Source organism: Streptomyces sp. NPDC101237 (genome assembly GCF_044767465.1).
Taxonomy (GTDB): Bacteria; Actinomycetota; Actinomycetes; order Streptomycetales; family Streptomycetaceae; genus Streptomyces; species Streptomyces gramineus.
This window is the reverse complement of the sequence record NZ_JBIWNY010000007.1, coordinates 65,981-85,598: the sequence shown is the minus strand read 5'-3', so window position 1 is coordinate 85,598 and position 19,618 is coordinate 65,981. Positions and strand designations below refer to the sequence as shown.

The following is a 19,618-nucleotide window of genomic DNA, read 5'->3' as shown; positions in this document are numbered from 1 at the left end:
GGATCAGCCTAATGACCCTCATGAGATCTTCAGGCAGAACTGAACAGTTCTAGCTGGACAGTTTGCGCTGACGGTCCTAGGGTGGTCGGCATGGTTGAGATCTCGGACTCCGCGACCCGCACGGCGCGCGACCTGCGCGTGGCGTTCAGCAGACTGCGCCGCCGTATCCGGGAGGTCGCGCAGGACGCCGACCTCACCCCGTCCCAGGAGTCGGCGCTCACGCTGGTCGCCAAGCACGGCGCCGCCACCGCCAGCGCGCTCGCCTCCGCCGAAGGGGTGCGGCCGCAGTCGATGGCGACCACGCTGGCCGGCCTCGACCAGCAGGGACTGATCCGCCGCAGTCCCGACCCCACCGACGGCCGCCGCCAGCTGGTCACCCTCACCGAGGCCGGCCAGGCCCGCGTCGAAGGCAACAGGCAGGTGCGGGACGAGTGGCTGGCCCGCGCCTTCGAGGAGCGCTACACCGAGGACGAGCGCCAGACCATGCTCACCGCGTTCGAACTGCTGGAACGGCTCTCCCGCCCGTGATACCGAAGCTCACCGGACGCACCCCGCAGGACACCCGCCCCGCCCCCGACGGCTTCGACCGGCGGCTGATCGCGCCGATGGTCCTCGGTTCGGTCCTGAACCCGATCAACTCCTCGATGATCGCCGTCGCCCTGGTGCCGATCGGCATCGCTTTCGGGGCCCCGCCCGCCGAGACGGTGTGGCTGGTCACCGCGCTGTACCTGGCGACGGCCGTGGGCCAGCCGGTGATCGGCCGGCTCGTGGACATGTACGGACCGCGGCGGCTCTACCTCGTCGGCACCGGCCTGGTCGGCGTCGCCGGTCTGCTGGGCGCGCTCGCGCCCTCGCTCGGCGTGCTGATCGCGGCGCGGGTGCTGCTCGGCTTCGGCACCTCGGCGGCCTACCCGGCGGCGATGCGGCTGACCCGGAGCGAGGCCGAGCGGACCGGGCAGGACAGTCCGGCCGGGGTGCTGACCGCGCTCGCGGTGTCCGCCCAGACCGTGGCGGTGATCGGCCCGACGCTGGGCGGTCTGCTGATCGGCGCCGGCGGCTGGCACCTGGTGTTCACCGTCAACGTGCCGCTCTCGGCCGCCTGTCTGGTCCTCGGCGTCAAGTGGCTGCCGCGGCCGGTGGCCGGCGGACGGCGCCAGAGCATGGACCTCCCGGGCATGGCCCTCTTCGCCGTCCTGCTGATCGCGCTGATGCTGTTCCTGATGGCACCGCGGGCCGACCGCTGGTACCTGCCGGTGCTGACGCTGGCGGCGGCCGCCGCCTTCGCGGCACGGGAGCTGCGGGTGCCGGACCCGTTCGTCGACCTGCGGGTCCTCGGCGGCAACGTCCCGCTCATCGTCACCTACGTACGCCAGTTCCTCGCGTACACCACCTCCTACGCCTTCCTCTACGGCTACACGCAGTGGCTGGAGCAGGGCCGCGGGCTCAGTGCCTCGACGGCCGGGCTCGCGCTGCTGCCGCTGTCGGCCGCCGCGCTCGTCACCGCCACGCTCACCGGCCGCCGGGAGGCCGTCCGCGCCAAGCTGGTGATCGGCTCCGTCCTCCAGATCGCGGGCTGCGCGGCCCTGCTGCTGGTCGGCGCCGGCAGTCCGCTCTGGCTGCTGCTCGCGGCCGGCGCGCTGCTCGGCATCCCGCAGGGGCTGCTCGGACTCGCCGCGCAGACCGCGCTGTACCGGCAGGCCGACCCGGAGCGGATCGGCTCCGCCGCCGGCCTGCTGCGCACCTTCATGTACCTCGGCGCGCTGGGTGCCTCCGCCGCCACCGCGGCGTTCTACCCGCACCGCGCCGACACGGGCGGCCTGCACGGCCTGGCCCTGTTCATGCTCGCCGGCTCCGCAGTGCTGCTGGCGATCACCCTGCCGGACCGCTCCCTGGCCCGGCTCACGCCCCGACCCAGTCAAGCCCCCCGAAAGGCCTGATCCACCCCATGTCTCTGAGCACGCTCGACCCGCGTTCCGCCCTCGTCGTCATCGACCTGCAGCAGGGCATCGTGGGCATGCCCACCCAGCCGTACACCGGTGCCGAGGTGGTGGCCCGCAGCGTCGAGCTCGCCGACGCCTTCCGCGCCCGTCACCTGCCCGTGGTCCTGGTCCGGGTGTCCTTCGCCGCCGACGGCGCCGACGCCGTCCCGGGCCGCACCGAGCGCCAGGCGCGCGGCCTCGCCTTCCCCGAGGGCTGGGACGTCGTCGTCGACGAGCTGTCCGGCCACGACGGCGACATCCTCGTCACCAAGCACAACTGGAGCGCCTTCCACGGCACCGGCCTGGACGACCAGCTGCGCCGCCGCGGCGTCACCCAGATCGTCCTGACCGGCATCGCCACCAGCATCGGCGTGGAGTCCACCGCCCGCGACGCCTACGCGCACGGCTACCACGTCACGCTCGCCACCGACGCCATGGCCGACGCCGACCCGGAGGCCCACCGGGGCAGCGTGGAGCGCGTCTTCCCGCGGCTCGGCGAGTCCGGCAGCACGGCCGAGGTCCTGGAGCTGCTCGCCAAGACCCACGACTGAGCCGGCGCTTTGACATCCGCCTGACCTGTGACGACCCGGCCCTGGACCAAAGGTAAGAAATCCCCAGGCCACGGCCGGGTTAGCATGCGGCAACGAGTACGTGCCGTCCAGCCGAACGGACGGCCTATCCAGGGGGCTAGGAAACCGGATGCCGGTCAAGGTCAGTGTCGTCGTTCCCGTCTACAACCCCGGGCCCTACATCGAGGACTGCATCGCCTCGGTGCTGCGGCAGTCACTGCCGAGCGACGAGTACGAAGTGATCTTCGTGGACGACGGCTCCAGCGACGGGACACCGGCCCGGCTCGACGCGGTCGCCGCCGAGCACCCGCACGTCCACGTCATCCACCAGGAGCCCTCCGGCTGGTCGGGCAAGCCGCGCAACGTCGGCATCGAGGCCTCCAAGGGCGAGTTCGTGATGTTCGTCGACAACGACGACTTCCTCGGCGACGAGGCCCTGGAGCGGATGTACGACTACGGCGTCGCGAACGAGGCCGACCTGATCATCGGCAAGATGGCGGGCAAGGGCCGGCCGGTGCCGGTGGAGTTGTTCCGCCGCAACCGTCCGCGGGCCACCGTCGAGAACGCCCCGCTGATGGACTCCCTCACCCCGCACAAGATGCTGCGCCGGTCCTTCCTCGACCGCACCGGGCTGCGTTTCCCCGAGGGCCGCAGGCGGCTGGAGGACCACGTCTTCGTCGCCGAGGCCTACCTGCGGGCCTCCAACATCTCGGTGCTGAGCGACTACGTCTGCTACTACCACCTCAAGCGCGAGGACGCCTCCAACGCCGGCTTCCAGCGCTTCGACCCGGTCGGCTACTTCGCCAACCTGCGGGAGGCCCTCGACGTCGTCGAGCGCCACACCGAGCCCGGACCCAAGCGGGACAGGATGTTCCGCCGCTGGCTGCGCAGCGAGATGAGCGAGCGGCTGCGCGGCAACCGGTTCCTCAAGCTGCCCGACGACTACCGCAGGGAACTCTTCGACGAGATCCACAAGGTGATCGCCGAGCGCATGGGCCCCTCCGTGTTCGCGCTGCTGGAGCCGGCCCACCGGGTGGTCGCCGAGCTGGCCGGCGCCGGACGGTACGAGGACGTGCTCGCGCTCGCCGAGTGGGAGGCCGCCATCAGCCCCTCCACGGCCCTGGAGAGCATCGCCTGGAACGGCGGCGCGCTGAAGGTCGCCTTCAGCGCCGAGTACAGCGCGCACGGCGCGCCCAAGACCTATCCGGCCGACACCACCGTGGCCCCGCTCGACGGGCCGCCGCGGACCGTCGCCGACGCCGTCGCCCGACTGGAGGCCGGCACCGCCGCCCGCTTCCCGAAGGCCAAGGTCGACCTGATGATGCGGGAGCGCGAGACCCACGCGCAGTACTTCCAGCCGGTCGAGTTCACCCGCGAGACGGTGCCGGTCGAGGACGAGCCGGGCCGCGTCCGGCTCGTGGTCAGGGCCACGGCCACCGTGGACCCGGCCACCGCCGCCGCGGGCGTCCCGCTCCCGGCCGGGCTGTGGGACGCGTACGTGAGGCTGACCATCGGCGGCTGGAACCGCGAGTACCGGCTGTTCCCCGCGACCAGGGACCCGTTGCCCGCGATGCCGCTCCCGGGTGTGACCGGCGGCCGCCGGGTGCTGCCGTACTGGACGGTCAAGGACACCTTCGCGCTCGACGTCGACAAGGCGAGCAGGCGGCTGGGCTTCGGCGAACTGCGGCCCGAGGACTTCACCGTGGCGGGCGACCGGCTGCGGGCGGTGCTGCCCTTCCACGTCGCCGGTGACGTCAAGGCCTCGCTCCGGCTGACCGGCCCGAAGCCGGCCGCCGAGGTGCTGGAGGTGCCGGCCACGCTGTCGCCCGACGGGGAGGGACAGGCGGTGCTGGACGCGCCGCTGCCGGTGCGCTCGGTGCGCGACGGCCGCTGGCAGCTCGCGCTCTGCCTGGTCGCGGACGCGCCCGAGCCGCGCTTCTTCACGCTGCCGCTCGCCGTCCGCCACTCCCCCACGGGCCTGAAGGTGGTCAAGCCGGCCTCGAGGAGGCCCGCCGCGGACGAGCACGGCCCCGGGGCCGCGCCGGGCGCGGTCCGCCGCCTCGCCCGCACGCTGCCGCTGCCGGTGCGGCGCGCCCTGCTCAGGGCCCTCGGCAGGGGCAAGTCCGCACGACAGGAAGGCGAATAGGAACGTGCGACCGCTGGACATCGAAGGCGCCTGGGTGCAGGAGCCGAAGGTCTTCCCCGACGACCGGGGCAGCTTCCACGAGTGGTTCAGGGCCGGGGAGTTCCGTGAGGCCCTCGGTTACGACCTCGACCTCGCCCAGGCCAACTGCTCGGTCTCACGGCGGGGCGTGCTGCGCGGCGTCCACTTCGCCGACGTGCCGCCGAGCCAGTCCAAGTACGTCAAGTGCGTGCGCGGGGCCGTGCTGGACGTGGTCGTGGACATCCGGGTCGGGTCGCCGACCTTCGGCCGCTGGGAGGCGGTCCGGCTGGACGAGGAGAACCGGCACGCCGTGTTCCTCTCGGAGGGCCTCGGGCACGCGTTCATGGCGCTGACCGACGACGCTACGGTGGTGTACCTGTGCTCGGCCGGGTACGCGCCGGGCCGTGAGCACGGGATCGACCCGCTCGACCCGGAGCTGGGCATCGAGTGGCCCGAGGGCCTGGAGCCGGTGCTGTCGGAGAAGGACGCCGAGGCGCCGTCCCTGGCGGAGGCGGCCGCCTCGGGGCTGCTGCCGGCCTACGCGGACTGCGTGGCGTACTACGAGAGCCTGCGCTCCGGCGGCTGAGCGTCCGCCGGGGTTCCCGCGGCGCGCGGACACCGCGCGCCGCGGGGCGGTTCAGGACGCTTTCAGCTGGTCCAGCGCGACGCGCAGCTGCTCCCAGCCGCGGGCCCGCTTGGTGCCCCGGTTGCGGGAGGCCACCAGGGGCTTCCAGAAGCCGGCGCCGACGAACTGCTCCGGGGTGACCGCCGTGGTGCGGCCCAGGATCGCCTCGGGGACCTTCTGCGGGTCCGGGACGTCGAACTCGGCGATGATCTCGTCGTACCTGTCCTCGAGGACGGTGCTCTCCGGGTCCGCGCCGAAGACCACGAGCTGGCCGGTGGGGGCCGTGTCGACGAGGACGGTCACCAGGTCGGGCCGGTGGCGGTGGAGGATCTCGACCAGCTTGTAGACGTCACCGGTCCAGGCGTCGGTGTGGCGGTCGCGGGCCGCCTCGTCGACGTTGCGCGGCAGCATGTCGTCGAACACGATCACACTCGCCCAGTCCGAGTGCTTCTCGATGTTGATGAAGTCCCGCAGCGCGTACTCGAAGAGGTGCATGCCGTCGATGAACGACAGGTCGAGCGTGGTCCGCTGCCAGTAGCCGAACGGGCTGCGGTTGCGCGCGATGTTGCGCAACGGGTGGCGGCCGCCGCGCAGATGGGCCAGCGGGTTCTCGCGGGCGAAGAAGTCGTCGCTGGTCGCCCTGGCGAGGTGCACGTCGCAGCGGATCTCCGAGACCACCTTGAAGGCGGGGTCGACCGCGATGCTGGGCACCCGGGAGAGAGTCAGGCTGCGACCGTCGTTGACACCGATCTCCAGGTAGTTGCGGTTCGCGCTGACCTTGTGGAGTTCCCGCAGGAACTCGTGCCGTTTCACTGGGACATCTCCTTGCGGATATGGGGCAGTGCTTCGTGCAGTGCCGACTTCCAGTCCCGGGACGGCTCCAGACCGATCTCGCGCCATCTGGCGTGCCCCAGGGCGCTGTACGCCGGACGGGGCGCGGGCCGGACGAAGGCCCGGCTGTCGGTGGGGCGCACCCGGCCGGGGTCTGCCCCGGCCAGCCGGAAGACCTCACGGGCCAGTTCGTACCAGCTGGCCTCGCCGGAACTGGTTCCGTGGAAGATACCGTGTGCGGCGGGATCTTGGGAGAGCCTGGGACCGAGCTGTGCGATCCGCACCGCGAGGTCCGCGGTCCAGGTGGGCTGCCCGCGCTGGTCGTCCACGACGTCGACGGTGTCCAGGCGCTGTTCGAGTTCGAGCATCGTGCGCACGAAACTGCGGCCGTGGACGCCGTACAGCCAGGCGGTGCGCACCACGGCGGAGGCGCCGGGCAGCTCCTGGAGGACCGCCTGTTCGCCGGCGAGCTTGGTGCGGCCGTAGGCGGTGCGCGGGGCGGTGGGGTGGTCCTCGGGGTACGGCGTGGCGCGGGCCTCGCCGTCGAAGACGTAGTCGGTGGAGACGTGGATCAGGCGGGCGCCGTGCCGGGCGGCGGCGCGGGCCAGCAGGCGCGGGCCCTCGCCGTTGATCAGCAGGGCCCGCTCCTCGTCGGTCTCGGCGTCGTCGACGGCCGTGTAGGCGGCGCAGTTCACCACCAGGTCGGGCCGGTGCGCGGCGAACGCCGACTCCACCGAGCCGGCGTCCGTGAGGTCGAGGCCGGCGCGGCCGAGGGCGACCGCCTCGGCGCCACGGCGGGCGAGTTCCCCGACCATGTCGTGGCCGAGCATTCCGTCCGCACCGGCGACCAGCCACTTCATCCGTGCTTCTCCTGCTCCGCGCGGGACTCCAGGGCGGCGCGTTCCTTGAGCGGCTCCCACCAGTCCCGGTGGTCGCGGTACCAGGCGACGGTGTCGGCGAGCCCGGAGGTGAAGTCGTGCTTGGGCGTGTAGCCCAGCTCGTCGTGGATCTTGCTCCAGTCGACGGAGTAGCGCTGGTCGTGGCCCTTGCGGTCGGCGACGCGGTCGACGCGGTCCCAGCCGGCGCCGCAGGCCTCCAGGAGCAGGCCGGTGAGTTCCCTGTTGCTCAACTCGGTGCCGCCGCCGATGTTGTAGACCTCGCCGGGACGGCCGCCGGTGCGGACCAGGTCGATGCCCTGGCAGTGGTCCTCGACGTGCAGCCAGTCGCGGACGTTGCTGCCGTCGCCGTACAGCGGCACGTTCCTGCCGTCGAGGAGGTTGCTGACGAAGAGCGGGACGACCTTCTCGGGGAACTGGTGCGGCCCGTAGTTGTTGGAGCAGCGGGTGACGCGCACGTCCAGGCCGTGCGTGCGGTGGAAGGCCAGCGCGAGCAGGTCCGAGGAGGCCTTGGAGGCGGAGTACGGCGAGTTCGGCTGGAGCGGGTGCGTCTCGGGCCAGGAGCCGGTCTCGATGGAGCCGTAGACCTCGTCGGTGGAGACGTGCACGAACGGGCCGACGCCGTGCCGCAGGGCGGCGTCCAGCAGGGTCTGGGTGCCGACCACGTTGGTGCGGACGAACGCGCCGGCTCCGTCGATGGAGCGGTCCACGTGCGACTCGGCGGCGAAGTGCACCACCTGGTCGGCCTCGGCCATGAGCCGGTCGACCAGTTCGGCGTCGCAGATGTCGCCCTGCACGAAGGTCAGGCGGGGATGCGAGCCCGGCAGGTTGGTGAGGGTGCCCGCGTAGGTGAGCTTGTCCAGCACGGTGATGTGCGGCGCGTCGGGGCCGTCGGCGGCGAGCAGGCCGCGGACGTAGGTGGAGCCGATGAAGCCGGCGGCGCCGGTGACGAGGAGGTTCATGAACGGATCTGCACCTTGCTGTGGTCTCCGAGGACGAGGCGGTGGGCGCTGGGGGTGCCGGCGGCGGGGGTCACCTCGACGTGCCGGCCGATCAGCGAGGACTCGATCCTGCCCACCCCGTCGATGGAGGAGTCCCGCAGCACTATGGAGAACTCCAACTCGCTCTCGGTGATCCGGCAGTTCTCGGCGATCGACGTGAAGGGGCCCACGTAGGAGTCGCCCACCACGGTCCCGGCGCCGATCACGGCCGGGCCGACGATCCGCGAGTTGGTGACGCGGGCGCCCGCCTCGACGACCACCCGGCCGACGATCTGGCTGGCCTCGTCCACCTCGCCGTCGATGCGCGGCTCCTGGCCCTCCAGGACGGTCCGGTTGACCTCCAGCATGTCGACGACGTTGCCGGTGTCCTTCCAGTAGCCCTTGATCACCGTGGAGCGCACGTCGGCGCGCCGGTCGATGAGGTGCTGGATGGCGTGGGTGATCTCCAACTCGCCGCGCCAGGACGGCCGGATGGCCCGCACCGCGTCGTGGATGGCGGGCGTGAACAGGTAGACGCCGACCAGGGCGAGGTCGCTCTTGGGCTCCTGCGGCTTCTCCTCCAGGCCGACCACCTGTCCGTCGGCGTCGAGTTCGGCGACGCCGAAGGCCCGCGGGTTGGGCACGTGGGTGAGGAGGATCTGCGCGTCGGGGCGGGTCTCGCGGAACTCGTCGACCAGTCCGCTGATGCCGCCGACGATGAAGTTGTCGCCGAGGTACATGACGAAGTCGTCGTCACCGAGGAAGTCCCGCGCGATCACCACCGCGTGGGCCAGGCCCAGCGGCCGTTCCTGCGGGATGTAGGTGACGTCGAGGCCGAACTTCGAGCCGTCGCCGACCGCTTCCTCGATCTCGGCGGCGGTGTCGCCGACGATCATGCCGACCTCGGTGACGCCCGCCGCCGCGAGGGATTCGAGGCCGTAGAACAGCACCGGCTTGTTCGCCACCGGCACGAGCTGTTTGGCCGATGTGTGGGTGATCGGCCGAAGCCGTGTACCGGCACCGCCGGAGAGCACCAGAGCCTTCATTCGCTACACCTTATAGGTGAACATCCGATTGAGACGTTCTTCTGATTTCCTGACGGGTTACGACACTATGGCCTCGGCACGGACGTCATGCGGCCACGCGGTGACTCAGGCGGACATCTCACCGGATTCTTGCCATCGTCCCGGCCGTCACCGGAGCGGCTCAGGCCTCCTCCGGCCGGGCCGCGGCGCGCTCCACCTCCGCCTCGACCTCGGAGCGCCGCCGGCCCTCGGCGCGGGCGTACTCGCTGACCGCGGTCAGTTCGTCGCGGGCCAGGTCGCGCCAGGCGCGCAGCGCGGTCTCGTAGGTCTCTGACTGGGCGCCGCCCGGCTGCTGAAGGGCCGGTGGTCCGTAGGCGTCCCGCAGTTCCAGGACCTTCCCGTGGGCCGCGTCGGCCGCACGGTGCTTCGCCACGAGTTCGTCGAAGGTGTGTGCCACATAAAGGACACTAAGGACGGCCGCCGCGCCGCGCCTCCCGAGACGGCCGGACGCCCGCCCCCCGCGGTCCTCAGTCCGGCGCTCGCTCCGGCAGGAGCATTTCCGCCCACACCTGTTTGCCGCCGCTCACCGGCACGGTCCCCCAGGCCGACGACATGGCCTCCACGAGCAGGATGCCGCGGCCGCCCGTGGCCTCCCAGCCGATGTTCGCGGGCTTGACCGGGCTGCGCGGCGAGGCGTCCGCGACGGCGATCCGCAGCCGGTGGTCGACCTGGGTCAGATCCAGCCGGACCGGGCCGTCGGTGTGGATCAGGGCGTTGGTGACGAGTTCGGAGACGACCAGCAGGCCCGCGTCCATGGCGTCGTCGGTGACGCCCCAGGAGCGCAGCGTGCGGCGGCTGAAGCGGCGGGCGTGCCGGGCCGCCTCCGGCACCCGCCACACCGTCCAGCTCTCCCGCAGCGGGCGCAGGGACATGCCGTCGTAGCGCATCAGCAGCAGGGCGACGTCGTCGGTGCGGTGGGCGTTGCCGAGCAGGCTGTCGGCGACCAGGCCGAGGTGGGAGGGGTCGCAGGCGCCGAGGTCGCGGGCGAAGCGCCGCATGCCCTCGTCGATGTCCGTGTCGGGCGACTCGACCAGGCCGTCCGTGGTGAGCGCCAGCAGGGTGCCGGGGCGCAGGCTGAGCTGGGTCATGGGAAAGTCGGCCCGGTCCAGCACGCCGAGCGGCGGGCCGCCGTCGGTCCGGCAGACCTCGGTGCTGCCGTCCGGGTGGCGCAGGACCGGTGGCAGGTGCCCGGCGCGCACGCACCAGGCGGTACCGGCCTCCATGTCGACCTCGACGTAGCAGCAGGTGGCGAAGAGGTCGCTCTCCATGTCCACGAGGAGCCGGTTGGCGTGCGAGAGGACCACGTCGGGCGTGTGCCCCTCGGTCGCGTAGGCGCGCAGCGCGGTGCGCATCTGCCCCATCAGGGTGGCGGCCGCGGCGCTGTGGCCCTGGACGTCGCCGATGACGAGGGCGACGTGGTTGTCGATCAGCGGGATCACGTCGTACCAGTCGCCGCCCACCTCCAGCCCGCCGGCGGTGGTGGGCAGGTAGCGGGCGACGGCGACCCCGCCGGGCAGCAGGGGCAGCCGGCGGGGCAGCAGGGCGCGCTGGAGCATGCCGACGAGTTCGTGTTCGGCGTCGAAGGCGTGCGCGCGCATCAGGGCCTCTCCGGCGAGACCGGCCGAGGCGGTGAGCAGGGCGCGTTCGTCGGGGCCGAAGTCGTGCGGGCTGTCCCAGCCGATCAGACAGGCGCCGGCCATGCGGCCGCCGGCCGGCAGCGGCAGGACGGCGAGTCCGCCGGGCCCGACCTCGGCGAGGGCGGGTTCCAGGGTGGTGGGCGCGGGCCAGATCCGGGGACGGCCCTCGCGCAGGACGGCGGCCAGCGTGGGCATGGCGCGCACCGGGGCGTCCGGCCATTCGGTGCGCCACTCGCTGCGCCACAGCTCCGGCCAGGACTCCGCTTCCGGCGGGTCCAGGACGGTGACGACGAGGCGTTCGTTCTCCAGTTCGGCCAGGGCGATGCGGTCGGCCTTGAGCGGGCCGCGCAGGGCGGTGACGACGGCCTGGCCGACGTCCTTGACCGTGCCGGCGGTGGCCAGGGCGGCGGCGAGCCGCTGCACCCGGGCCACGTCGGTGACGTCGGAGCGGAGCGTGGAGGCGTCGGCGACGGTGCCGGCCAGCCGGGCGGGGCCGCCCTCGGCGGCCGGCACCATGCGGCCGCGCAGCCGCAGCCACTTGGGCGAGCCGGTGGGGTCGAGGATCCGGAACTCCAGCTCCCGGTCGCCGATGGACATGTGGTCGGCCTCGACGACGGACATCAGGGCGGGCACGTCCTCGGGCACGGTACGGCCCAGCAGCGTCTCGACCTTGCCGTCGAACTCGTCCCGGTCCATGCCGAACAGGCCGAGGATGCCGTCTCCGACCTCGATGCGGCCGGTGTCCATGGCGAGGCTGAACGCGTCGGCGGGCAGGTCGCCGGTCTCCGGGACGCCGGGGAACGGGGCGGGCAGGGCGATCGCGCCGGCGATCAGTTCCAGGCAGGCGCGCTCCTCGGGGTCGAAGCCGCCGTCCCGCTCGCTCACCACGGTCAGGAGTCCGGCACGGCCGGGCAGTGGCACGACCCCCAGCGAGAACTCCTGGGACGGGGTGCGCCGCGCCTCCGGGCAGTCGGCCAGTTCCTCGGGTCCCAGCCAGCGGATCCGCCCGGTGCCGTGCGCCTCGGCGGCCGGGGACTGTCCCACGGCCGGGTAGGCGTCGCGCAGTCCGAAGAAGGTGCGGGGCAGTCCGGCCGACTCGGCCAGCCGCAGGACCGTCCCGTCGTCGCCCGGTGCGTACACCCCGGCGAACGCGGCACCGGCGAACACCAGGGCCAGTTCGAGGACGCGGCGGAGCCGGTCGGGTGCGCCGGGATCGCCCGTGAGCGTTTCGAGGGCGATTTCGGCGCGCTCCGTTCCGATTCCGCGAACCGCAGCGCCCTCACTGACCACGCCGCCATTACAGCGCTTATGAGCCGTCTGCGCAGCCCCTGTGACCGTTCCGTGGAGAGACCGGCCCGTTCCGCTCGAAAGGCACCGAACATGACTTGACCCGTGCGTTCCGCACGGCGACCTCGTGACAGACATGACTGTCCGCGACCGTGCGGCGCCTGCGAGTGTCGGTGCCGGGCCACGGAGGAGGCGGCGGATGGACGGACGGTACGAGGTGTACGCGCTCGCCGACGGGCATTTCTACGACACGCCCGACCGGCTCGGGACCGGCGGCGCGCAGCAGGAACCGCTGTTCACGACGGCGCGTCGCGCGGTGCCGGAGGGCTGGCGGGCGGCGCGGTCCGGGGACTGGCTGACCATGACGCCGGTCGGGCCGGACGGCGCGCCGCTGCCGTCGCCCGAGCAGGGCTGGAAGATCCATTCCTCGGCCACCCGGGCCGACGCGGAGCGGATCGCCGCGATCGTGTGGGACTACTGCGTGCCGCGCCGCATCCCGTTCAAGTTCGTTCCGGGACCGCATCTGCTGCACCTGCGCAACGCCAAGTACGCGGGCCGGGACACCAGCGGCAAGTTCGTGACCGTCTACCCGTCCGACGACGACCGGCTGCGCGTGATCCTGCACGAACTCGGCGCGCTGCTGGAGGGTTTCGAGGGCCCGTACATCCTGACCGACCTGCGCTGGCACGAGGGGCCGCTGTACGTGCGCTACGGCGCGTTCGCCCGCAGGTACGTCGTCGACGAACGCGGTTCGCTGGTCATGGCGGTACGCGACGGCGACGGCAGACTGGTGCCGGACCGGCGGGCGCCGTCCTTCCAGGTGCCCGAGTGGGTGACACTCCCGGAGTTCCTGCGGCCGCAGCTGGCGGCGCGGGACGCCACGACGGTGGGCGAGCTGCCGTACCGGATCGAGAAGGCGCTGCACTTCTCCAACGGCGGCGGGGTCTACACGGGCACCGACACCCGGGACGGACGGCGGGTGGTGCTCAAGGAGGCGCGGCCGCACGCGGGACTCGCGGCCGACGGCGCCGACGCCGTCGCCCGGCTGGGCAGGGAGAAGGCCGCTCTGGAGGCGGTGGCCGGCACCGGGGTGGTGCCGGAGGTACGGGACTGGTTCACGCTGGGCGACCACCGGTTCCTGGTGATGGACTTCCTGGAGGGCCGCCCGCTCAACGCCTTCTTCGCCGAACGGCATCCGCTGCTCGTCCCGGACCCCGATCCGGCCGCCGTGCGCGCCTACACGCGGTGGGCGCTGCGCGTCCACCGGCAGGTGACGGAGGCCGTCGAGGCGGTGCACGCGCGCGGGATCGTCTTCAACGACCTGCACGTCTTCAACATCATGGTCGCACCCGACGAGGAGTCGGTGTTCCTCGTCGACTTCGAGGCCGCCGCGCCCGTCGCGGAGAACGGCCGTCAGGTCGTGGCCCACCCGGGTTTCTTCGCACCGCCCGACCGCAGGGGTCTCGACGTCGACCGGTACGCGCTCGCCTGTCTGCGGATCGCCCTGTTCCTGCCGGTCACCACCTTGTTCGTCGTCGACCGGGGCAAGGCGGCCCATCTCGCGGACGTCGTCGCGGACCAGTTCCCCGACGTGCCGCGGGCCTTCCTCGACGAGGCGGTCGCGGAGATCAGCCGGGGTGCGCCGGCCGCGCGTCCCGTCGTCCCGGCGGACTGGCCGCACAGCAGGGACTCGATGGTCAAGGCGATCCTCGCCTCCGCCACCCCGGAACGCGAGGACCGGCTCTTCCCCGGGGACATCGCCCAGTTCGGCGACGGCGGCGGACTCGGTCTCGCGCACGGCGCGGCGGGCGTGCTGTACGCCCTGGACCGGGCCGGTGCCGAACGCTACGACGAGGGCGAGCGCTGGCTGCTCGACCACACCGCACCGCCGCCGCCCGGCACCCCGCTCGGCCTGTACGACGGTCTCGCCGGCGTCGCCCACGTGCTGGACGGACTCGGCCACCGGCAGCGCGCCTTGGACCTCATGACCGGGATCCTGCGGGAGAACTGGCGCAACCTCTCCTCCGACCTTCACGGCGGCCTGGCCGGCCTGGGCCTGGTGCTGGACGCCCTCGCCGACTCGGCCGGCGAGCCGGAGCTGCGCGCACGGGCCGAGGAGGCCGCAGGCATCCTCGTACGACGGCTCGCCGAACCGCTCCCGGACGGGCCACGGCGGCGCGCCGGACTGCTGCGCGGTGCGACCGGGACGGCGCTGTTCCTGCTGCGGCGGTACGAACGGACCGGCGAGCCGGACCTGCTGGCCGCGGCCGACGCGGCACTGCGTTGGGACCTGGACCGCTGCGTCGTGCAGAAGGGCGGCGGCCTGGAGGTCGACGAGGGCTGGCGCACGCTCCCCTACCTCGGTGACGGCAGCGCGGGCATCGGGCTGGTCCTCGACGACCGGCTCGCCCTCGGCGCGGACCCGACCGGGGTCTTCGAACGGGCCAGGACCGCGGTGCTGACCGCCGCCACCTCGCGGTTCTACGCCCAGCCCGGCCTCTTCCAGGGTCGCGCCGGAATGATCCTGCACCTCGCCCGTACCGGCGCCGACCCGGCCCGGCTCGCCGCCCAGGTCGACGGGCTCGGCTGGTTCGCGATGGCCTACCAGGGCCAGCTCGCCTTCCCCGGGCACCAGATGATGCGGCTCTCCATGGACCTCGCCACCGGAACCGCCGGGTGCCTGCTGGCGCTGACCGCCGCCCTCGACGGCGACCGCGCCGCCCACCTGCCGTTCCTCCCGCCGCCACCGGCGGCCCCCGCACGCGGTTCCGCGCACTGACGGAGCCGTGACACCACCCCGTTCCCACAACACCAAGGGACCGCCCGGTCCCAGGAAAGGACACCCGATGGCCCTTCTCGACCTGCAGACCCTGGAGTCCGACGAGCGTCACGACGGCGGCGGCGGCGCGAGCACGGTGAGCCTCCTGTCGTGCGTCTCGGCGGCGAGCATCCTGCTCTGTCTCTGAGCGACACCACGAACACGGCTCCGGACGGGCCCTCTCCCGCGGGAGGGGGCCCGTCCGGGGCCTTCGCCGAAAGCCGTCACCCGAGGCGAGGCCCACGGCCGATGACAGAACCCGCTCACGACCTCTCACGCACCGCCCTGCGCCACGCCGGTGTGCGCTGCGCCGCCCTGTGCCTGGTGGGCACCGCCGCCACGGCCGCCGGCCTGCTGCTGCCCGCCGTCCTGGGCCGGACCCTCGACCTGCTGCTGGCGCACGGCCCGGCGGCCGGGTGGGTGGGCAGGTCCGCCGCCCTGGTCCTGCTGCTCGCGGTCCTGGACGCGGCCGCGAGCGTGCTCGCCGGGACCGTCGACGCCCGGGCCACGGCCGGGCTGCGCGGCCGGCTGACCGCGCACGTGCTGGCCCTCGGGCCGCGCGCGCCGACCCGGTTCGGCGCCGGGGACCTGGTCGCCCGGCTGGTCGGCAACGCCGCGCAGGCCGGCACCGGACCCGCCGCCCTCGCCGCCCTGCTGGCCGCGTTCGCCGGCCCGGTCGGAGGCGTGGTCGCGCTCGGCGTCGTCGACCCGTGGCTGGCCGCCGTGTTCCTGGCCGGAGCCCCCGTACTCGCCCTGCTGCTGCGGGCGTTCACCCGTGACACCTCGGCCTGCGTGGCCGAGTACCAGCGGGAGCAGGGCCGGATCGCGGAGGGGCTGGCGGAGGCGGTCGACGGCCGGCGGACCATCGCCGCGGGCGGCCTCCAGGACCGCGAGACGGCCCGCGTGCTGCGCCCGCTGCCCGCGCTCGGCCGCGCCGGGCACCGCATGTGGCGGGTGCAGGGCCGGGCGGCCGCGCGGGCGGTCACCGTGGGCCCGCTGCTCCAGCTCGCCGTCGTGGCGGTGGCGGGCTGGCTGCTCTGCCGGCACCGGATCTCGGTCGGCGACGTCCTCGCCGCCTCCCGCTACGCGGTCCTCGCGACCGGTGTCGGCGTGCTGGTCGGCCGGCTCGCCGCGCTCGCCCGGGCCCGCGCGTCCGCCCGGCGCCTGGCCGAGCTGACGGCGTGCCCCGCGCCCGTGCACGGCACCTGCCCGCTCCCGCCGGGCCCCGGCCGCCTGGACCTGGTCGGGGTGGTGGCGCGTCCCGGCGGCCGGGCCGTCCTGGACGGCATCGACCTGACCGTCCCCGGCGGCAGCGTCCTCGCGGTGGTCGGCCGCTCCGGCACCGGCAAGTCCCTGCTGGCCGCCCTCGCGGGCCGGCTCACCGACCCGGACGCGGGAGAGGTCCTCCTCGACGGCGTCCCGCTGCCCGCGCTCCCCCACCACGAACTGCGCCGCGCCGTCACCTACGCCTTCGCCCGCCCGGCGCTCCTCGGTACGACCGTCGCGGACACCATCGCCTTCGGCCTCACCGCGCCCTCCCCCGCCGAGATCGCCGCCGCCGCGCGCCGGGCCCACGCCGACGCCTACATCGGCCGGCTGCCCGACGGCGGCGCGACCCGGCTGCGCGACGCGCCGCGCTCCGGCGGCGAGGCCCAGCGCCTGGGCCTGGCCCGGGCGTTCGCGCACCCCGGGCGGCTGCTGATCCTCGACGACGCCCTCTCCAGCCTCGACACGGTCACCGAGCACCGCATCACCGAGTCCCTGCTGGCCCCGGGCCCCGGCCCGACCCGGCTGATCGTCGCCCACCGCGCGGACACGGCGGCCCGCGCGCACACGGTGGCCTGGCTGGACGGGGGCCGGGTGCGCGCGGTGGGGACGCACGCCAGGCTGTGGCGGGACCCGGAGTACCGGGCCGTGTTCGCGGCGCCTGAAGCCGAGGAGGCGACACGGTGACCGGGCGGCTGCTCCGGGTGCGCGGGACCGCCCTGGCCCGCCTCGCGCTCTGGTCGCTGCTGGAGGCGGGGCAGACGTTCCTCCTCGGGTACGCCCTGGCCCGCGCGCTGGACGCCGGATTCCTGGCCGGGGACGCCGGGACCGGACTGCGCTGGCTCGCGGCGGGCGCGCTCGGGGTGGGCGCCGGGGCGGTCGGGACGCGCCGGGTGTACGGGGTCGTCGCCGACCTCGTGGAACCGGTGCGGGACCGGCTGGTGGCGGGAGTGGTGGCGCGCGGGGTGCGGGAGGGCGACCGGGCAGCGCTGTCGGGACTGACCCAGCAGGTGGAACTCGCCCGGGACACGCTCGCGGGGCTGGTCATGGTGTCCCGGTCGTTCGTCTTCACGGCCGCCGGCGCCCTCGCCGGGCTGTGCGCCCTGGCGCCGCCGCTGCTGCCGGTCGTCCTCGCTCCGCTCCTCACCGGTCTCGGCCTGTTCGCGGCGACGCTGCGTCCGCTGGCCCGGCGGCAGGAGGCGTTCCTTGTCGCCGACGAGGCGTTGGCGGCAGAACTGGGCGAGGTGTGCCCGGGGCTGCGGGACGTCACGGCGGCGGGCGCCGAGAGCCGCGTGGCCGAGCGCGTCGGCGACCGGGTCGACGCCGAGTTCCGGGCGGCCCGGTCCCTGGCCCGGTGGAGCGTGCTGCGGGTGGCCGCCCTGGCGGTCGGCGGGCAGCTGCCCCTGGTCCTGCTCCTCGCCACCGCCCCCTGGCTGCTCGCCCACGGGGTGACCACGGGCGCCCTGGTCGGCGCGCTCGCCTACGTCAGCCAGTCCCTGCTGCCCGCCCTGCAGAACCTCGTGCACGGCCTGGGCACCGGCGGCGCCCGCCTCACGGTCGTCCTGCGCAGGCTCCGCCCGGACACCGTCCCGTCCGGCGAGGCCACCGCCCCCGCGGCGCCCGGCACACCCGCCGACCCGACGCGCGGCCACGCTCACCACGCCCTCCCGGACCCACGTCGGACCGCCGAGCCCCACCGACCCACCGCCTCCGCGCCCCCCGGACACCCCGCCGACCCCACCGCGCCGCACGCCCTCCCCCGCCCCCGGACCCCCGGCGAGCCCCGCGAGGCCGTCGACGCCACGGCGCCCGGGCCCGGAGCGGGGGCACTCGCAGGAGTACGGGCCGCGTCCGAGGACCGCCCGGCCGCCGGGGCCGGACCGGGTGGCCCGGCCCGTGTCGCGGCGCCCGCTCTCGCCCTCGCCGGGGTCACCTTCGCCTACGGCCCCGCGAGCACACCCGTGCTCGACGGACTCGACCTGTGCGTCGCGGAGGGCGGTCACCTCGCGGTGGTCGGGCCGAGCGGGATCGGCAAGTCGACGCTCGCGTCGGTGGCCGCCGGCCTGCTCGTCCCGTCCCGCGGCGAGGTCAGGGTCTACGGGCACCCGGTGCCCGGGGCACGCGCGTCCGCGCTGCGGCTGCTGATCCCGCAGGAGGCGTACGTCCACTCGGGCACGTTCGCCGAGAACCTCGGGATGCTGCGTCCGGACCCGGTCCCGGAGCCGGAGCTGCTGGCCGCCGCGGCGGCGGTCGGGCTGACCGCGCTGCTGGAGCGGTGCGGCGGCCCGAGCGCGCCGGTGCGCCCGGCGGAGCTGTCGGCGGGCGAGCGGCAGCTGATCGCGCTCACCCGCGCCTACCTCTCCCGCGCGCCGCTCGCCCTGCTCGACGAGGCCACCTGTCATCTCGACCCGGCGGCCGAGGCCCGCGCCGAACGCGCCTTCGCCGCCCGGCCCGGGTCCGCGCTGGTGGTGGTCGCGCACCGGATCTCCTCCGCCGCCCGCGCCGAGCGGATCCTGGTGATGGACGGCCCGCGCACCACGTACGGCAGCCACGCGGAGCTGCTGCGCGGCTGCGCCCTCTACCAGGACCTGGCGGCCCCGGCGGGGCAGCCGGCCCCTCGCTGAGCGGCGCTCACAGCCATCCCTCGCCCTGGGAGATCCGGATGGCGTCGACCCGGTTGCGGGCCCCGGTCTTGCGGGTGATCGCCGCCATGTAGTTGCGGACCGTCCCGTTCGACAGGTGCAGGCTCCCGGCTATCTCCGCGATGGACGCCCCGCCCGCCGCCAGCTCCAGCACGCTCAGCTCCCGTCTGGTGAGCGGGATCTCGGCGGCGCGGAGGAATCCGAAGCCCAGCGAGTCGTCGACGAAACGTTCCCCCTCGGCGGCGCGCCGGATCGCCTCCACCAGCCGCTCCGGCGCGCCCTCCTTGTCGACGTACCCGAGCGCCCCCGCCTCCGCGGCCCGCTTGAGCAGTCCAGGCCTGTTCGCACCGGCAAGCACGACCAGCCGCGGCGGCGCGCACCCGGTGTCCACCGGACGCAGGTCGGCCAGCGGGGGCACACCGTGGGTGCCGGAGCTGTCGAGGTCCGCCGCGCACACGTCGGGCCGGTCCGCCCTGACGCGCCCGCGGGCGTTGTGCCACGGCGTGTCGTCCACCCGGAGGTCGGGTTCCCGGCGTAACCACTCCGCCAGGACCGACCTCACCAGACACGCGTCGTGCACCAGAAGTACCCGGATCACCGCCGCCCCCTCAGCCGTCCTTCGGCTCTTCGGTTCATGGTGTTGAACGCGTGCCCCATTCTTGGCGTCCCCTACGGCTCATGGGCGCGAAGATCCGGCCATCCAGGCGCGCGGGGGCGCACGCCCGGCGCCCATGAGTCGCCGCGCGCTTCGGATGCGGGGGAATGTGCCCGGGCGAACGGGGTACGCGCAGGCGTCCTGGCGCGGCCTCCCCCGCCGCTCTCGCCGTGCGCCGGTCGCC

General features: G+C 74.1%; 16 protein-coding genes. 9 read left to right on the top strand and 7 right to left on the bottom strand.

All coding sequences use genetic code 11. The features are described from left to right. The first annotated feature begins 90 nt into the window (after window positions 1–90). The 5 genes from ACIRQ9_RS13410 (at window position 91) to rfbC (ending at window position 5,298) form a co-directional block, all read left to right on the top strand. Window positions 91–528: a MarR family transcriptional regulator gene (locus ACIRQ9_RS13410; protein ID WP_351323938.1), complete on the top strand. Its 438-nt coding sequence runs from the start codon at window positions 91–93 to the stop codon at window positions 526–528. Beyond that, a complete protein-coding gene (locus ACIRQ9_RS13405; RefSeq protein ID WP_404171159.1) occupies window positions 525–1,937 on the top strand; it encodes an MFS transporter in 1,413 nt (470 codons plus the stop codon). The genes ACIRQ9_RS13410 and ACIRQ9_RS13405 overlap by 4 nt, the downstream gene beginning before the upstream one ends. 8 nt (window positions 1,938–1,945) lie before the next feature. Then, on the top strand, window positions 1,946–2,530 hold the full coding sequence (locus ACIRQ9_RS13400) for an isochorismatase family protein (protein ID WP_404171156.1): 585 nt from the start codon (window positions 1,946–1,948) through the stop codon (window positions 2,528–2,530). 148 nt (window positions 2,531–2,678) lie between these two features. After that, window positions 2,679–4,694 carry a glycosyltransferase family 2 protein gene (locus ACIRQ9_RS13395; protein ID WP_404171153.1) on the top strand — a complete coding sequence of 672 codons (2,016 nt, stop codon included), beginning with the start codon at window positions 2,679–2,681 and terminating at the stop codon, window positions 4,692–4,694. Between the two features lie 4 nt (window positions 4,695–4,698). Continuing rightward, window positions 4,699–5,298 carry a dTDP-4-dehydrorhamnose 3,5-epimerase gene (gene rfbC / locus ACIRQ9_RS13390; RefSeq protein ID WP_404171150.1) on the top strand — a complete coding sequence of 200 codons (600 nt, stop codon included), beginning with the start codon at window positions 4,699–4,701 and terminating at the stop codon, window positions 5,296–5,298. A gap of 51 nt (window positions 5,299–5,349) precedes the next feature. Here the strand turns inward: rfbC and ACIRQ9_RS13385 are convergent, their stop codons facing one another. From ACIRQ9_RS13385 to ACIRQ9_RS13360, 6 genes are all read right to left on the bottom strand, one after another. Next, window positions 5,350–6,150 carry a class I SAM-dependent methyltransferase gene (locus tag ACIRQ9_RS13385; RefSeq protein ID WP_404171147.1) on the bottom strand — a complete coding sequence of 267 codons (801 nt, stop codon included), beginning with the start codon at window positions 6,148–6,150 and terminating at the stop codon, window positions 5,350–5,352. Next, window positions 6,147–7,028 carry a dTDP-4-dehydrorhamnose reductase gene (gene rfbD / locus ACIRQ9_RS13380; RefSeq protein WP_404171144.1) on the bottom strand — a complete coding sequence of 294 codons (882 nt, stop codon included), beginning with the start codon at window positions 7,026–7,028 and terminating at the stop codon, window positions 6,147–6,149. Before rfbD ends, ACIRQ9_RS13385 begins: the two co-directional genes overlap by 4 nt. Beyond that, window positions 7,025–8,026, bottom strand: coding sequence for a dTDP-glucose 4,6-dehydratase (rfbB, locus tag ACIRQ9_RS13375; RefSeq protein ID WP_404171141.1), 1,002 nt, complete (start codon window positions 8,024–8,026; stop codon window positions 7,025–7,027). Before rfbB ends, rfbD begins: the two co-directional genes overlap by 4 nt. Further along, on the bottom strand, window positions 8,023–9,090 hold the full coding sequence (locus ACIRQ9_RS13370) for a glucose-1-phosphate thymidylyltransferase (protein WP_404171137.1): 1,068 nt from the start codon (window positions 9,088–9,090) through the stop codon (window positions 8,023–8,025). The genes rfbB and ACIRQ9_RS13370 overlap by 4 nt, the downstream gene beginning before the upstream one ends. A gap of 160 nt (window positions 9,091–9,250) precedes the next feature. After that, window positions 9,251–9,526: a hypothetical protein gene (locus ACIRQ9_RS13365; protein WP_404171134.1), complete on the bottom strand. Its 276-nt coding sequence runs from the start codon at window positions 9,524–9,526 to the stop codon at window positions 9,251–9,253. Between the two features lie 70 nt (window positions 9,527–9,596). Further along, complete coding sequence (locus ACIRQ9_RS13360) at window positions 9,597–12,056, bottom strand: SpoIIE family protein phosphatase (protein WP_404171131.1); 2,460 nt, start codon at window positions 12,054–12,056, stop codon at window positions 9,597–9,599. A gap of 196 nt (window positions 12,057–12,252) precedes the next feature. On the opposite strand from ACIRQ9_RS13360, the gene lanKC reads away from it, so the two are divergent. From lanKC to ACIRQ9_RS13340, 4 genes are all read left to right on the top strand, one after another. Continuing rightward, the gene (gene lanKC, locus ACIRQ9_RS13355) at window positions 12,253–14,832 is read left to right on the top strand and encodes a class III lanthionine synthetase LanKC (protein WP_404171129.1); all 2,580 of its coding nucleotides are present in this window, start codon (window positions 12,253–12,255) and stop codon (window positions 14,830–14,832) included. A gap of 67 nt (window positions 14,833–14,899) precedes the next feature. Then, window positions 14,900–15,019, top strand: a complete 120-nt coding sequence (locus ACIRQ9_RS13350; RefSeq protein ID WP_404171126.1) for a SapB/AmfS family lanthipeptide — start codon at window positions 14,900–14,902, stop codon at window positions 15,017–15,019. Between the two features lie 101 nt (window positions 15,020–15,120). Continuing rightward, window positions 15,121–16,824, top strand: coding sequence for an ATP-binding cassette domain-containing protein (locus tag ACIRQ9_RS13345; protein ID WP_404171123.1), 1,704 nt, complete (start codon window positions 15,121–15,123; stop codon window positions 16,822–16,824). After that, the gene (locus tag ACIRQ9_RS13340; protein WP_404171120.1) at window positions 16,821–18,761 is read left to right on the top strand and encodes an ATP-binding cassette domain-containing protein; all 1,941 of its coding nucleotides are present in this window, start codon (window positions 16,821–16,823) and stop codon (window positions 18,759–18,761) included. The genes ACIRQ9_RS13345 and ACIRQ9_RS13340 overlap by 4 nt, the downstream gene beginning before the upstream one ends. A 7-nt stretch (window positions 18,762–18,768) precedes the next feature. Here the strand turns inward: ACIRQ9_RS13340 and ACIRQ9_RS13335 are convergent, their stop codons facing one another. Further along, on the bottom strand, window positions 18,769–19,377 hold the full coding sequence (locus ACIRQ9_RS13335) for a LuxR C-terminal-related transcriptional regulator (protein WP_404171117.1): 609 nt from the start codon (window positions 19,375–19,377) through the stop codon (window positions 18,769–18,771). Window positions 19,378–19,618 lie beyond the last annotated feature (241 nt).

Excerpts from the sequence above, each read along its gene's own strand:
- ACIRQ9_RS13410 (WP_351323938.1), top strand. The coding sequence starts at position 91 with ATGGTTGAGATCTCGGACTCCGCGACCCGCACGGCGCGCGACCTGCGC.
- ACIRQ9_RS13400 (WP_404171156.1), top strand. The coding sequence starts at position 1,946 with ATGTCTCTGAGCACGCTCGACCCGCGTTCCGCCCTCGTCGTCATCGAC.
- ACIRQ9_RS13395 (WP_404171153.1), top strand. The coding sequence starts at position 2,679 with ATGCCGGTCAAGGTCAGTGTCGTCGTTCCCGTCTACAACCCCGGGCCC.
- rfbD (WP_404171144.1), bottom strand. The coding sequence starts at position 7,028 with ATGAAGTGGCTGGTCGCCGGTGCGGACGGAATGCTCGGCCACGACATG.
- rfbB (WP_404171141.1), bottom strand. The coding sequence starts at position 8,026 with ATGAACCTCCTCGTCACCGGCGCCGCCGGCTTCATCGGCTCCACCTAC.
- ACIRQ9_RS13370 (WP_404171137.1), bottom strand. The coding sequence starts at position 9,090 with ATGAAGGCTCTGGTGCTCTCCGGCGGTGCCGGTACACGGCTTCGGCCG.
- lanKC (WP_404171129.1), top strand. The coding sequence starts at position 12,253 with ATGGACGGACGGTACGAGGTGTACGCGCTCGCCGACGGGCATTTCTAC.
- ACIRQ9_RS13350 (WP_404171126.1), top strand. The coding sequence starts at position 14,900 with ATGGCCCTTCTCGACCTGCAGACCCTGGAGTCCGACGAGCGTCACGAC.
- ACIRQ9_RS13345 (WP_404171123.1), top strand. The coding sequence starts at position 15,121 with ATGACAGAACCCGCTCACGACCTCTCACGCACCGCCCTGCGCCACGCC.